General features: G+C 54.4%; 9 protein-coding genes. All 9 read left to right on the forward strand.

The genetic code is table 11. The features are described from left to right. Nucleotides 1-144 precede the first annotated feature (144 nt). The 9 genes from ACE41H_RS01345 (at nucleotide 145) to mutL (ending at nucleotide 12,701) form a co-directional block, all read left to right on the forward strand. Nucleotides 145-1,665: a carboxypeptidase M32 gene (locus ACE41H_RS01345; protein ID WP_375352764.1), complete on the forward strand. Its 1,521-nt coding sequence runs from the start codon at nucleotides 145-147 to the stop codon at nucleotides 1,663-1,665. A gap of 195 nt (nucleotides 1,666-1,860) precedes the next feature. After that, entirely contained in the window at nucleotides 1,861-2,877 is a 1,017-nt protein-coding gene (locus tag ACE41H_RS01350; protein WP_375352766.1) for an ABC transporter substrate-binding protein, read from the forward strand. Beyond that, the gene (locus ACE41H_RS01355; protein ID WP_375352767.1) at nucleotides 2,877-3,650 is read left to right on the forward strand and encodes an ABC transporter ATP-binding protein; all 774 of its coding nucleotides are present in this window, start codon (nucleotides 2,877-2,879) and stop codon (nucleotides 3,648-3,650) included. The genes ACE41H_RS01350 and ACE41H_RS01355 overlap by 1 nt, the downstream gene beginning before the upstream one ends. 43 nt (nucleotides 3,651-3,693) lie before the next feature. Continuing rightward, on the forward strand, nucleotides 3,694-4,488 hold the full coding sequence (locus ACE41H_RS01360) for an ABC transporter permease (RefSeq protein ID WP_375353146.1): 795 nt from the start codon (nucleotides 3,694-3,696) through the stop codon (nucleotides 4,486-4,488). Nucleotides 4,489-4,710: 222 nt separating this feature from the next. Next, on the forward strand, nucleotides 4,711-5,682 hold the full coding sequence (locus ACE41H_RS01365) for an aromatic acid exporter family protein (protein WP_375352769.1): 972 nt from the start codon (nucleotides 4,711-4,713) through the stop codon (nucleotides 5,680-5,682). A gap of 241 nt (nucleotides 5,683-5,923) precedes the next feature. Further along, a complete protein-coding gene (gene cotE / locus ACE41H_RS01370; protein ID WP_375352771.1) occupies nucleotides 5,924-6,481 on the forward strand; it encodes an outer spore coat protein CotE in 558 nt (185 codons plus the stop codon). A 116-nt stretch (nucleotides 6,482-6,597) separates the two neighbouring features. Continuing rightward, the gene (locus ACE41H_RS01375; protein WP_375352773.1) at nucleotides 6,598-7,830 is read left to right on the forward strand and encodes a putative amidoligase domain-containing protein; all 1,233 of its coding nucleotides are present in this window, start codon (nucleotides 6,598-6,600) and stop codon (nucleotides 7,828-7,830) included. 99 nt (nucleotides 7,831-7,929) lie between these two features. Further along, the gene (gene mutS / locus ACE41H_RS01380; protein WP_375352774.1) at nucleotides 7,930-10,665 is read left to right on the forward strand and encodes a DNA mismatch repair protein MutS; all 2,736 of its coding nucleotides are present in this window, start codon (nucleotides 7,930-7,932) and stop codon (nucleotides 10,663-10,665) included. 35 nt (nucleotides 10,666-10,700) lie between these two features. Next, nucleotides 10,701-12,701 (forward strand): DNA mismatch repair endonuclease MutL, encoded by a 2,001-nt coding sequence (gene mutL, locus ACE41H_RS01385; protein ID WP_375352776.1) that lies wholly within the window; start codon nucleotides 10,701-10,703, stop codon nucleotides 12,699-12,701. The last annotated feature ends 177 nt before the right edge of the window (nucleotides 12,702-12,878 follow it).

Here is a 12,878-nt window from a genome sequence, read left to right on the forward strand (position 1 = left end):
ACTTTAGACACTTTCCTTGAAGTTTCTTTGCGTTCTGATCCCTTAACATTTGATTATACGGCGAATAATTATTATCATCAAGATGTATGGCACAAACCGGGAGCGCTGAAAAACCGGAATTAAATTTAAGTTGAGGTGAGTGAAATGGAGCAGCAGCAGTTAACGGACCGTTTGCAGCAGTTCAAGGAGCTGATGCACAAGATCAAAAGCTATGGCGAGGCGATCGGACTTCTCCATTGGGATATGCGGACAGGAGCACCGCGAAAGGGAATTGAAATCCGTTCGGAAACTGTAGGCATGCTGTCAACGGAGGTATTCAAGCTTCAGGTCTCGGATGAAATGAAGGAGCTGCTGGAGGTTTTGTCGACACCGGAAGCCGCCGCGCAGCTCGCAGACAACGACCGCCGGCTGGTCGAGGAATGCCGCAAGGAATATGAGCTGAACAAGTCAGTGCCTGCCGAAAAAATCAAGCAATACGCGGTGCTGGCTGCCCAATCGGAAAGCTATTGGGAAAAGGCGAAGGGCGATAATGATTTTGCGGGCTTTGAGCCTTATCTGACCAGGATTGTGGCGATGAAGCAGGAGTTTATAGATTATTGGGGAGTTGAACATACCCGCTACGATACGCTGCTGGATATGTATGAACCGGACATGACGGTGGAGAAGCTGGATCTGGTGTTCGACCGGCTCAAAAAAAGGCTCGTTCCGTTGCTGGAGAAAATACAAGCTTCCCCGCACAAGCCTGACGCTTCATTTTTGAAGGATGTGTACGATGTCGGCCAGCAGGAGAAGTTCGGGCTGTATTTGCTGGAGCAAATGGGCTATGATTTTGAGGCAGGCCGCCTGGACGAAAGCGTGCACCCGTTTGCTACCGGCTTAAATCCGGGGGATGTGCGCATTACGACACATTACGTCCAGGACGAGGTGTTGAGCGCGATCTTTAGCTCCCTGCACGAAGGCGGCCATGCGCTGTATGAACAGAACATCAGCCCCGAACTGGCCGGAACGCTGCTGGCGGAAGGCACTTCGATGGGCATTCATGAGTCGCAGTCCCGTTTGTGGGAGAATATGATCGGCCGCAGCAAGCCGTTCTGGCAGCGGTACTACAAGGAGCTGCAGAAGCATTTTCCGGATAAGCTTGCCGGGGTTTCACTGGAGCAGTTCTACCTGGCGGTGAACCGGGTGGAGAATTCGCTGATCCGGATTGAAGCCGATGAGCTTACATATAACCTGCACATTATCGTCAGGTATGAAATTGAAAAGATGCTATTTAATGAAGGACTTGAAGTGAAAAAGCTGCCTGAAGTGTGGAATGCCAAATATCAAGACTATTTGGGCATTACGCCGCCGAATGATTCGCTGGGTGTTCTGCAGGATGTGCATTGGTCGGGAGGCGATTTCGGCTATTTTGCCTCTTATTCGCTCGGCAATATGTATGCCGCACAGATGATGGCGACGATGCGTAAGCAGATACCGGATTTTGACCAGTTCATCGGACAGGGCAATCTGTTGCCGATCAAGGAATGGCTTACGGACAAAATTTATGTTTACGGCAAGAGCCGTACACCGTCCGAGCTGATCCTGTCCATTACCGGCGAGGAGCTGAATCCGGACTATCTGGCGGATTATCTGGAAGCGAAATATACCGAAATCTACAAGCTGTAACTTGACGCAAAAGGTCGGGAACCGAGCTGGCACGCTCTGGTTCCCGGCTTTTTTTCTTTGCTAAAGTTTGGGGACAACAGGGGCTGGAGGAATGGTTCGTTATCGGAGCGGCTTTGGTGAGATCCACTTTGACCAACCATCTTAACTGTGCATATACATATTTTAGATTTGCCCAGTGAAATGGAGGAAAGGCTTATGGAAGCAGCAGGTTGGATGAAGGCCGCGGCAGCGGCAGCGCTGTGCGGATTGCTGCTGCTGGGGGGATGTTCGCCAGAGCAGGGCGGGACGAAGGTCAGGCTGGCCGAGGTGGCGCGCACTATTTTTTATGCGCCTCAGTATGTAGCGTTAAGTCAGGGCTTTTTTGCGGAGGAAGGACTGGATGTGGAACTGACGACGATTCCCGGCGGGGATAAGTCCATGACGGCGCTCTTGTCCAACCAGGCGGATATTGCGCTGATTGGGTCGGAAACATCCATTTATGTCGTTCAGCAGGGGACTCAGGATCCGGTCATTAACTTTGCCCAGTTGACACAGACCGATGGCACCTTTCTGTTTGCAAGGAGCAGCGAAGGGAAGTTCGACTGGGAAGCCCTTAAGGGCAGTGAATTTCTCGGACAGCGCAAAGGCGGAATGCCGCAGATGGCCGGGGAATTTGCCTTGCTCAAGCATAACATTGACCCGCATCAGGATATGCAGCTGATTCAGAATATAGATTTTGCCAACATCACATCCGCATTTGCGTCAGGCACCGGGGATTATGTGCAGTTGTTCGAGCCGCAGGCTTCCATTTTTGAGAAAGAGGGGCGCGGGCGTGTCGTTGCTTCCTTCGGTACGGAAAGCGGGCTGCTTCCATATACGGTTTATATGGCGAAACAAAGCTATCTGCAGCAGAACGGCGAGACCGCTCAAAAATTCACGAATGCGCTGCAGAAGGCCCAACAGTGGGTGAAAGAGCATTCTCCCGAAGAAATCGCCGCAGCGATTCTCCCTTATTTCAAGGACACGGATAAGGATATTGTGATCAGCAGTATCAAGCGCTACAAGGAACAGGACACTTATGCGGAAAATCCGGTGATTGATGACAAGGAATGGACTAATCTTCAGGACGTAATGGATAGTGCAGGCGAGCTGCAGCGCAAGGTTCCGCTGGAAGAGATTGTGAACAACCAGTTTGCGGAAAAGGCGGCAGGATCTCTGGAGGAATCGGATTGATGCCTCTGGTGGAACTGCAAAATATAAAACATGTCTACGTTACGGAAAAAGAAGCCGCGCTTGCTGTCGATAACGTAAGCTTTACGGTTGCGCCCGGTGAATTCATCAGTCTTGTCGGTCCGAGCGGCTGTGGCAAAACGACCATTCTGTCCATGATCGCAGGCCTGCTTCAGCCGGCAGCCGGCCAGGTGTTGCTTCAGGGCAAGCAGGTAGCGGGACCGGACCGCAGAGTGGGTTATATGCTGCAGCAGGACTACTTGTTTCCCTGGCGTACTATACTGGAAAACACGATGCTGGGTTTTGAGCTGACCCGGACCGTTAGGGAGGATTCACAAGCACGGGTGCTGCGGCTGCTGGAAGACATGGGGCTTAAGGGCACCGAAAATCTGTACCCCTCCCAGCTGTCTGGCGGAATGCGGCAGCGCGTGGCCCTCGTTCGGACGCTGGCGACGGACCCCGAGCTGCTGCTGCTGGATGAGCCGTTCTCCGCGTTGGACTATCAGACGAAGCTGCAGCTTGAGGATTTGATCGCGGAGACGCTGCACGTCCACGGCAAAACGGCTGTCCTCGTTACACATGATCTGGCTGAGGCCATTGCAGTCAGCGACCGGATTCTCGTGCTGGACCGCAATCCCGGACGTATCCGCAGCTCATTTACGGTTCCTGAACCGATTCGGAAGGTACAGCCCTTTTATGCAAGGGAGCAGGAGGGCTTCAACGAGCTTTTTCGTGATATTTGGGCTGAACTCGAAGCCTCCGGCGCAAAGGAGTGACACAGCTATGAACACTGGCACGGAAGCGGAAACGCAGGTGTGGATGCAGGACATTCATCTGGAATACAAGCGGCGCAATCGGGCCGCCAAATGGCGGGTGCGTGCGGTTCAGCTGGCGATTCTGATCGTTTCTTTTCTGTTTTGGGAGCTGGCAGGAAGGCTCGGCTGGATCGATGTGCTGCTCTTCAGCTATCCGAGCAAGGTTTTCGGGCAAATTTACGGAGATGCCGTCAGCGGGGAATTATGGGGCCATCTGGCGATTACCGTCGGCGAGACGATTGCCGGATTTGTATTGGGGACGCTGCTTGGAACGGCACTGGCCATTCTGATCTGGTGGTTTCCGTTTCTCTCCAGGGTGCTGGATCCCTATATGGTCGTGTTCAACAGCATGCCCAAGGTGGCGCTTGGCCCCATTTTCATCGTAATGTTCGGGGCCGGCTTTACCGCGATTCTGATGACAACCTTGTCCATTATTATCATCATTACGACACTGGTGGTTTATAACAGCTTCCGCGAGGTGGACGCCAATTATATTAAAGTGGTCCGTTCCTTTGGGGGAAGCAAACGGGACGAATTCCGAAAGGTGGTGCTGCCCGCCTCTTTTGCGGCCATCATCTCCACGTTGAAGGTCAATGTCGGCATGGCCTGGATCGGGGTTATTGTCGGCGAGTTTCTCGCAGCCCGCGCCGGTCTGGGATATTTGATTATTTACGGCTTTCAGGTGTTCAACTTTACGCTCGTCATGTCGAGCCTGCTGCTGATTTCCATCATTGCGGCCATTATGTATCAGGGGGTTGCTTATATGGAGCGGAGGCTTTTGACAGGCAGACAGCACTAAAAGAGGTAGTTCAAAAAAAGACTGAGGCAAACAGCGGCCGGAACAGGGGCGAGAGCTTCTGAACACCGGCCGTTTTTTTGTTTTGGCGGAAAAATAGGTGTAGGATCGATTTCGGCTAACAAGCTATTTCCATTCTTGTTGCTTTCCAAGTTTACGTTAGCGTATAAAGTAAGGTATCATGAAAACAATCAATTAGTTTTCAAGGAAGGGCGAATTTTTTTCATGGGTTTTCGTGTGATTAAGACGGCGATTGCAGCGCTGACGGCTGTCCTTATCGCGGACGGGCTCGGTGTTCCCGGAGCCACGTCGGCAGGGCTGCTTGCGATTCTTGGCGTGGATGTCACGCGTAAAAGGAGTATTCGCACCATATCGGCGCGCTTTTTTGCCTCTGTGGTGGGACTGCTTTTTGCCAGCGTATTATTCGATGTGTTCGGCTTTCATTATTGGGTGCTGGCTCTGTATATTTTAACGGCTTTTCCGGTCATTGTCAGGGTTGGCTTCAAGGAAGGGATTGTAACGGGATCGGTTGTCGTTTTTCGGGTGTTCAGCGGTGGGGTGGTCGATGCAGAGGTGCTGTTGACCCAACTGTGGCTGCTGCTGATCGGGCTTGGCTCCGCAATGGTGGTTAATTTGGCTTACATGCCGCGGACGGATAATACGATGCTGGAGATTCGCCAGCGTATCGATCAGACTTTTTCCGTTATATTTACACGGATTGCGCAAACGCTGCGGAATCCGGATTATGATTGGGATGGCAGTGAAATGATTGCGGCAGATCAGGCCATAGCGAAGGGGATCAGCGAAGCGGGCCGCTCGCTGGAGAATCAGGTGCTACACCCGCGCGAGGACTGGAAAGTGTATTTCTACATGCGCAGACAGCAGCTGGATTCCATTCAGAACATGATGCAGCTGATCTCGCAGATGTACCTTCATATGCCGCAGGCTGAGCTTGTAGCTGAGCTTTTTGAGCAGCTGAGCGTCGATGTCGTTACAGAACACTACACAGGCCGTACGGAGAAACTGCTGCAGCAAGTGGATGAAAAATTCAGGGAGATGGACCTGCCTGCCACGCGCGAGGAGTTCGAAGTCAGATCGGCCATCCTGCAGCTCAGCAGAGAGCTGTCGCAATACTTGAAAATCGCTAAAAAGGACAAGGCCCCTGCTCCGGTGGATTTGAAGCAGGCAGAAGCTTAAGGCACAAGACACATCATAAAAGACCGTTTCTCAATTTGAGATTCGGTCTTTTTGTTCATGTTACTGCCCATCGCCAGCGAATCATATTTATGACCGTTAATCTGTATAATGTAGCAAAGCGATTGCGGTGCATAAAAATGGGCTTTTACAAATAATATTTATTCCCCTTGTCCCATTCACTCAACTTTAGCCCACGCCCTGCATACACATGTAGTGAATGATTGTATGGAGGAGGTTCAAAATGTCATTGGGTCATAAACCGAAATGTAGAGAAGTCATAACCAAAGCGGTTTGTGGTAAAGGCCGCAAATTCTCTACCGTAACTCATACCGTGACTCCGCCAAATAATCCGACAAGCATCCTGGGGGCCTGGGTTATCAACCACCAGTATGAAGCGGTTTTTGCCGGTGAAGGAATTGAGGTTGTTGGAACTTACCATATTAACATCTGGTACTCCTACGATAACAATTCCCAAACCGACGTGGCTAAAGAATCGGTATCTTATGTCGAGCAGGTGGGCCTCTCTTATCTGGATGCGAAGCACAGGAAATCAACAGTGGAGGTTGCTGCGGAGGCAACGCAGGAACCCAGCTGTGTTGAAGCCAGTGTCTCTCCTGGTGGAGGCAGCGTCATCATCCGCGTTGAGCGCGAGTTCGCAGTAGAAATGGTTGCTGAAACCAAAGTGTGCGTACTGGTGTGCGACAGCTGCGGAGATGCTGAGGAAAAAGATTATGAGTATATCTCGGGAGAAGAAGATTTTGAGGATCTTGATCTCGATCTGGCTGATGACGAATTGTAAACATGGTTGCTTTGGATTTATGCAGCATCATATGCGCGGGCTGCAGCAAAGTAGAGGGCGGATGCCCTCTTTTTTTAATGTTTTGGGTGAATGCTCGTACAGGAGGCTCAGGAGGCATGCAGGAATTGGATCGTTTACCGGATGTGTTCAGAAATATGCCTGTCCGTGAGCAATGCCGCAGATTGACCCGGACCGGGATTGCCGAAATGCTGACCGCGCGGTCCGCTCCGGAGACATTTGCGCTGGGTTACGCTGTACAGGTGCAGCGGCTGCAGGTACTGGAAATCCGCAGCATGGGAACAGGCCTTGCATCGCCAGCGAAAATAAGCAGTCTGCCAGCCGCGGGCCCTCTCCTTTATACCCGGCTGGGGAGGCTTGCGGTGCGCAGTCTGTATACCCTCGGGATGGATTCCGGAGAAATTGTGCTGATGCCTGCCCGGAACGGATATGGAGTGGCCCGTGTGCGGCCCGAGCCATGGCGAAACGACAGCCGTTTGAGGGAGCTCTACCAAGCCGGATTATCTTCTGCTGCCTCTGCCACAGAGAAGGAACTGCATCATGCCGGAGAAACGCCGCTCATCGGCATGGATCCCGAGTTTTTGCTGGTCAGGCTGCCCGAGAAAAGGGTCGTTCCCGCCTCGAGGTATCTTGACAGGCATGGGGAAGCGGGCTGTGATGCCGTATCACGGCACGGGCGGACGCTCTTCCCGGTGGCGGAGCTGCGCCCTGCTCCGAGTCCTGAGCCATCACGGCTGCTGCGCCACTTGCGGAAGGCGATGGCGTCTGCCTCGCGGCGCATTACGGACAGGACGCTGATCTGGCAGGCCGGTGGGATGCCGCAGCGCGGGCTGCCCTTGGGTGGCCATCTGCATTTCAGCGGAATTGCGCTTACCGGTGAGCTGCTGCGGGTGCTGGACAATTATCTTGCGCTTCCGGTGGCGCTGCTTGAGGATCAGCGGACCCATGTGCGGCGTCCGCGCTACGGCACACTGGGGGATTTCCGCCGCAAGCCGCACGGGGGCTTCGAATACCGCACGCTCCCCAGCTTTCTCGTCTCTCCGCTGCTTGCCAAAGGTGTCATCGGCTTTGCTTATCTGATCGCCCGCCATTACAGGGAGCTGCCACAGCGCCCATTGCAGAAGGATGCCATCCACGAGGCCTTTTATAATGGAGATAAGCCCAGATTGTATAAAGCATTGGGGCCGCTCCTGGACGAGATCGAATGCCTGCCTTCTTTTCAGGAATACAGGCATTTTGCAGATCCGTTTATCCGCTGCCTCCGCGGCGGGGAGGTGTGGGATGAGACGCGGGATATTCGCCCGCTGTGGGGCCTCCCGTGCCCCCCATGATCCGGGAGGCCTTTTTTGGTATAATAAAGACTCAGGAACTAAGTTACAATCAACAGGACTGACTGATTCTATAATAGAGTAAGTTTGGCGGGGGTAGTTATGGCAAAGTACACACCGATGATCGAGCAATATTTAAAGGTAAAAGAACAGGCACAGGACGCGTTTTTGTTTTTCAGGCTCGGCGATTTTTACGAGATGTTTTTTGACGATGCGGTGCTGGCGGCGAAGGAATTGGAAATTACGCTGACCGGACGGGACGGGGGAATCGGTGAAAAAATCCCGATGTGCGGCGTTCCTTATCATTCGGCCGAGAACTATATCCAGCGGCTGATTGAAAAAGGCTACAAGGTTGCGATTTGCGAGCAGATGGAAGACCCGACCGTCACCAAAGGCATGGTAAGACGTGAAATTGTGCGGGTGGTGACGCCGGGCACCGTGATGGAAGGCAAAGCGCTGGGCGAGCGCTCCAACAATTATATGGTGTGTGTGACGGAGAGCGGCGGCATGCTGGCCCTTGCTGCCTGCGATTTGTCCACAGGGGAGCTTTATCTGACCTCCGCGCCTTATTCCGAGGAATGGCTGATGGATGAAGTCAACATTTATGAACCCTCCGAAATGATCGGGGACGGAAAGCTGCTTGATCTTATCGCCGCAAGAAGCACGGTTGCGGGCCGCAAGGTTGTCTATACATCATGGGACAAGGAGAAGGACGATCTCGTGCGGCAGCAGTTCGGCGAAGCCGAATGGGCGCGGACGACCACGGAGCGGCGTGTCTGTGTCTCCAGGCTGCTGGCCTACCTACATGAAACACAGAAGCGTTCGCTTGGACAGCTTACGAGCATTTCGGCCTACGAGCCGAATCATTTCATGATTCTGGACCCGTTCACCCGCCGCAATCTGGAACTGGTGGAGACTGTGCGGGAAAGATCGAAAAAAGGCTCCCTGCTGTGGCTGCTGGACCGCACAGAGACCTCCATGGGCTCACGGCTGCTGCGGCGATGGATTGACAAGCCCTTGCTGTCGCGCAGCACTATTGAAGAACGTCTGGAAGCCGTGGACAAGCTGTATCACCAGTTCATTTTGCGGGAGGATGTGCGCGGGCAGCTGAAGGACATCTATGATCTGGAGCGGCTCGTCGGACGCATCGCCTTCGGCAACGCGAATGCGCGCGACCTGATTGCGCTCAAGCTGTCCTTGGCACGCATCCCGGAGCTGAAGCAGATCTGCAGCGAGTCGCCCTCGGCAACCCTGCGCAGCATTGCGGACACCATGGATGAGTGCGCCGATTTAGGAGACGTGATCGACAAGGCCATAGCCGATGAGCCGCCTGTATCGGTGCGGGAAGGCGGCATTATCAAGATCGGTTATCATCAACGGCTGGATGAACTGCGGGAAGCGAGCGTGAACGGCAAGCGCTGGATTGCCGAGCTGGAAGCGAAGGAACGTGAGGCGACGGGCATCAGGTCCCTGAAAATCGGCTACAACAAGGTTTTCGGCTACTATATTGAGGTTACCAAATCGAACCTTTCCGCACTGCCGACAGGCAGATATGAGCGCAAGCAGACTTTGGCCAATGCGGAGCGGTACATAACTCCAGAATTGAAGGAAAAGGAGACGCTGATCCTGGAGGCAGAGGACCAGATGGTTGATCTGGAATACAGCCTCTTCAGCGAATTACGGGCAAAGCTGAATGGGGAAATCCAGCGGCTGCAGAAGCTGGCGGAGCAGGTGGCCGAGATCGATGTCTACCAGTCGCTCGCTTCCGTCAGCGCGGAGCGCGGGTTTGTGAAGCCGGAGATGACGGACGGGTATGATTTCAGGGTGGAGCAGGGCCGGCATCCGGTCGTGGAGGCGGTCGTGAAGGACGGAGGTTTTATCGCCAACGCCACTGGACTGGAAAAGTCAGCCGCTCGCATCCTGCTGATTACCGGGCCTAACATGGCTGGCAAGAGCACCTATATGCGCCAGGTTGCGCTGATCGCCATCATGGCGCAGATTGGCTGTTTTGTTCCTGCCACAAGGGCCGAGGTACCGATCCTGGACCGCATCTTTACCCGCATCGGAGCGGCGGACGACCTGATCGGAGGGCAAAGCACCTTTATGGTGGAGATGGCGGATATCCAGGTCATGACGGAGAAAGCGACCGCACGCAGCCTCATTATTATCGATGAGCTTGGCAGAGGCACGTCCACCAGCGAAGGAATGGCCATTGCCCAGGCGGTCATCGAATATGTGCATGACAAAATCGGCTGCAAGGCGCTTGTATCCACCCACTTTCACGAGCTGGCCCATCTGGAGGAAAGTCTGCACTCATTGCGCAATTACTCGATGGCTGTACAGGAAAGCGGAGACAAGGTGAATTTCCTGCGCAAGCTTATTCCCGGGGCGGCCGGCAGCAGCTATGGCATTTATTGCGCCCGGCTTGCCGGTCTGCCTGACGTGATCATTAACCGGGCCAACGGGCTGCTGTCCGGCTTCGGGCAGGCTGCTGCGCAGGTGACCGCGGGCGTGGAGGCGGCTGCAGGCTCCGCTGCCGGGCAGGTGCCGGAAGCGCAGGAAATGCCTGTTGCCGGTTTGCAGTCTGATACCGATAGCAAGAATCATCAGGATGACCGGAACAGTCAGATTAAGGAAACGGTTGTCCAGCTGTCCATGTTCGGTGAAGAAGAGGCGACGGCCGAACCGAAGGCAGATCCCGTGCAGTCAGCAGCAGCCGTGGAGCCTGCGGTGATGGACATTATCCTCAAGGTGAAACAGGCAGATATCATGAATATGACACCGCTGCAGGCGATGCAGCTGCTGAACGAACTGAAGCATAATGCGGTTGATTTGTAACCGCCTATTACATTCGGACGGGGAGGGAGAAGGTTATGGCGAAAATCAAGGTGCTGGACGAGCACATCGCCAACCAGATCGCGGCGGGCGAGGTTGTTGAACGGCCCGCTTCCGTCGTGAAGGAACTGCTTGAAAACTCGGTTGACGCGGGCAGCTCGCGCATCGATGTCATGGTTGAAGAAGGCGGGCTGGCAAGCATTCGCGTGTTGGACAACGGCGGCGGCATTGAGCCCGACGATGTCGAGACGGCGTTTTACAGGCATGCCACCAGCAAAATTGCACACGGCCGCGATCTGTTCCAGATTACAAGCCTTGGCTTCCGGGGAGAAGCTCTTCCCAGCATCGCGGCGGTTGCCAAGGTCGAGGTACTGACCTCCGCCAGTGATGACGGGCGCGCGCGGCGTATCGTCATTGAAGGCGGAAGGCTTGTGGCGCATGAAGATGCGGCCGCACAGCAGGGCACCGATTTTACGGTCCGTGAATTGTTTTACAATACACCTGCAAGGCTTAAATATATGAAAACGATCCAGACAGAGCTGGGCCACATTTCGGACGTGCTCTACCGGATGGCGCTGTCTCATCCGGAGATTGCTTTTACGCTGCGCCACAACGGCAATGTGCTGCTGCAGACGTTGGGCAACGGCGATTTGTTGCAGGTCATCGCTGCCGTATACGGCACATCGGCCGCCAAGGCGATGCTCGTCCTGGAAGGCGAAAGCCTGGACTACCGGGTCAGCGGCTTCATCAGCAAGCCGGAATGGACCCGTTCCAGCCGCAGCGCCATTTCCACGGTGGTCAACGGACGTTTTGTCCGCAGCTTTGGCTTGAATCAGGCGCTCCTGAAGGCTTATCATACGCTGCTGCCAATCAATCGTTATCCGCTGACCGTGCTCCGGCTGGAGATGCACCCGTCGCTGGTGGATGTAAACGTGCATCCGGCCAAGCTTGAGGTGAGGTTCAGCAAGGAAGCGGAGCTTTATCAATTCGTGGAGGAAACGGTCCGGGCCGCCCTGCAGCAGCAGGTGCTGATCCCGAAGGCGGTCAAGCGTGAGCCTGGCAGCAAGGAGAGCAAATCGATCATTCAGGAGCAGTTTCATTTTTCAAAAGATCAGGCAGTTGCTGAACCGCAAGAGCGGGCGGTCCATGCTGCCAGGGAGGACCTGGATGCTCCGGCAACCATTTTACCAGAGCATGGGACTTCTTCCGGGTATCGTCCTGCAGCGGCGGATGAAGCACTGTCTGCCGTTTCACGAACGGATGAGCGCGATGAGCGGACTGCGAGACAGGGCGGGGCGGGTTTCACCGGGCAGCAGTCTGGCATCCGCGAGGCAGCGGCTTCAACCTACAAGCTGGAGGTAGAGGAACGGAGGACACCCTACCAGCAGGAGGCGGAGCGGAAGGCACAGCAGCTTGCAGCAGAGCAGGCACTTCAAGGAGCCGCGCCTGAAATACCGCGTTTTCCGGAGCTGACCCTGATCGGGCAGCATCATGGAACATATCTGATTGCGCAGAACGACAGCGGCTTGTACCTGATCGACCAGCATGCAGCCCATGAGCGAATCAACTATGAATATTATTACGGGAAATTCGGCAATCCGGCGGCAGCCTCTCAGGAACTGCTGCTTCCCATTACGCTCGAATTTACACCATCCGATGCGGAAAAGCTGAAGAGCAGGCTGCATTGGTTCGAGCAGGCAGGTGTACATCTGGAGCATTTCGGAGGACAGACATTCCGCGTCACCTCTTACCCCTATTGGCTGCCCAAGGGGGAGGAGTCTGATGTGATAGAAGAGATGGCCGAGTGGGTGCTGCAGGAGAAAACGATTGATCTGGCCAAGCTGCGCGAGGCTTCGTCCATCATGTGCTCCTGCCGTGCATCCATCAAAGCCAATCAGAAGCTTACCGAGCGGGAAGCGAGTGTGCTGCTGCAGCGGCTCGGCCAGTGCAAGCAGCCTTATACCTGCCCGCACGGCCGTCCGATTGTCGTCTCCTTCTCAACCTACGATCTGGAGAAGCTGTTCAAACGAGTGATGTAATATAAATGCGAGTTCAAAAAGTCAGGTTTTCAGCACCGAGAAGGTTGAATGAAGCCAGGGACTGAGGAGCGGAGCGTACGTTTTGTGTACGTGAGCACCTGAAATGTTTCCGTAGGAAACATGCTTCGGAAGCATCCACTTAGGCCCGGCTGAATTCAAGATTCGATGTCGAGTCCG

It is taken from the genome of Paenibacillus enshidis (assembly GCF_042136365.1).
Classification (GTDB): Bacteria; Bacillota; Bacilli; order Paenibacillales; family Paenibacillaceae; genus Paenibacillus; species Paenibacillus enshidis.

Coding starts and splice junctions, on each gene's coding strand:
- ACE41H_RS01345 (WP_375352764.1), top strand. CDS start 145: ATGGAGCAGCAGCAGTTAACGGACCGTTTGCAGCAGTTCAAGGAGCTG.
- ACE41H_RS01350 (WP_375352766.1), top strand. CDS start 1,861: ATGGAAGCAGCAGGTTGGATGAAGGCCGCGGCAGCGGCAGCGCTGTGC.
- ACE41H_RS01355 (WP_375352767.1), top strand. CDS start 2,877: ATGCCTCTGGTGGAACTGCAAAATATAAAACATGTCTACGTTACGGAA.
- ACE41H_RS01360 (WP_375353146.1), top strand. CDS start 3,694: ATGCAGGACATTCATCTGGAATACAAGCGGCGCAATCGGGCCGCCAAA.
- ACE41H_RS01365 (WP_375352769.1), top strand. CDS start 4,711: ATGGGTTTTCGTGTGATTAAGACGGCGATTGCAGCGCTGACGGCTGTC.
- cotE (WP_375352771.1), top strand. CDS start 5,924: ATGTCATTGGGTCATAAACCGAAATGTAGAGAAGTCATAACCAAAGCG.
- ACE41H_RS01375 (WP_375352773.1), top strand. CDS start 6,598: ATGCAGGAATTGGATCGTTTACCGGATGTGTTCAGAAATATGCCTGTC.
- mutS (WP_375352774.1), top strand. CDS start 7,930: ATGGCAAAGTACACACCGATGATCGAGCAATATTTAAAGGTAAAAGAA.
- mutL (WP_375352776.1), top strand. CDS start 10,701: ATGGCGAAAATCAAGGTGCTGGACGAGCACATCGCCAACCAGATCGCG.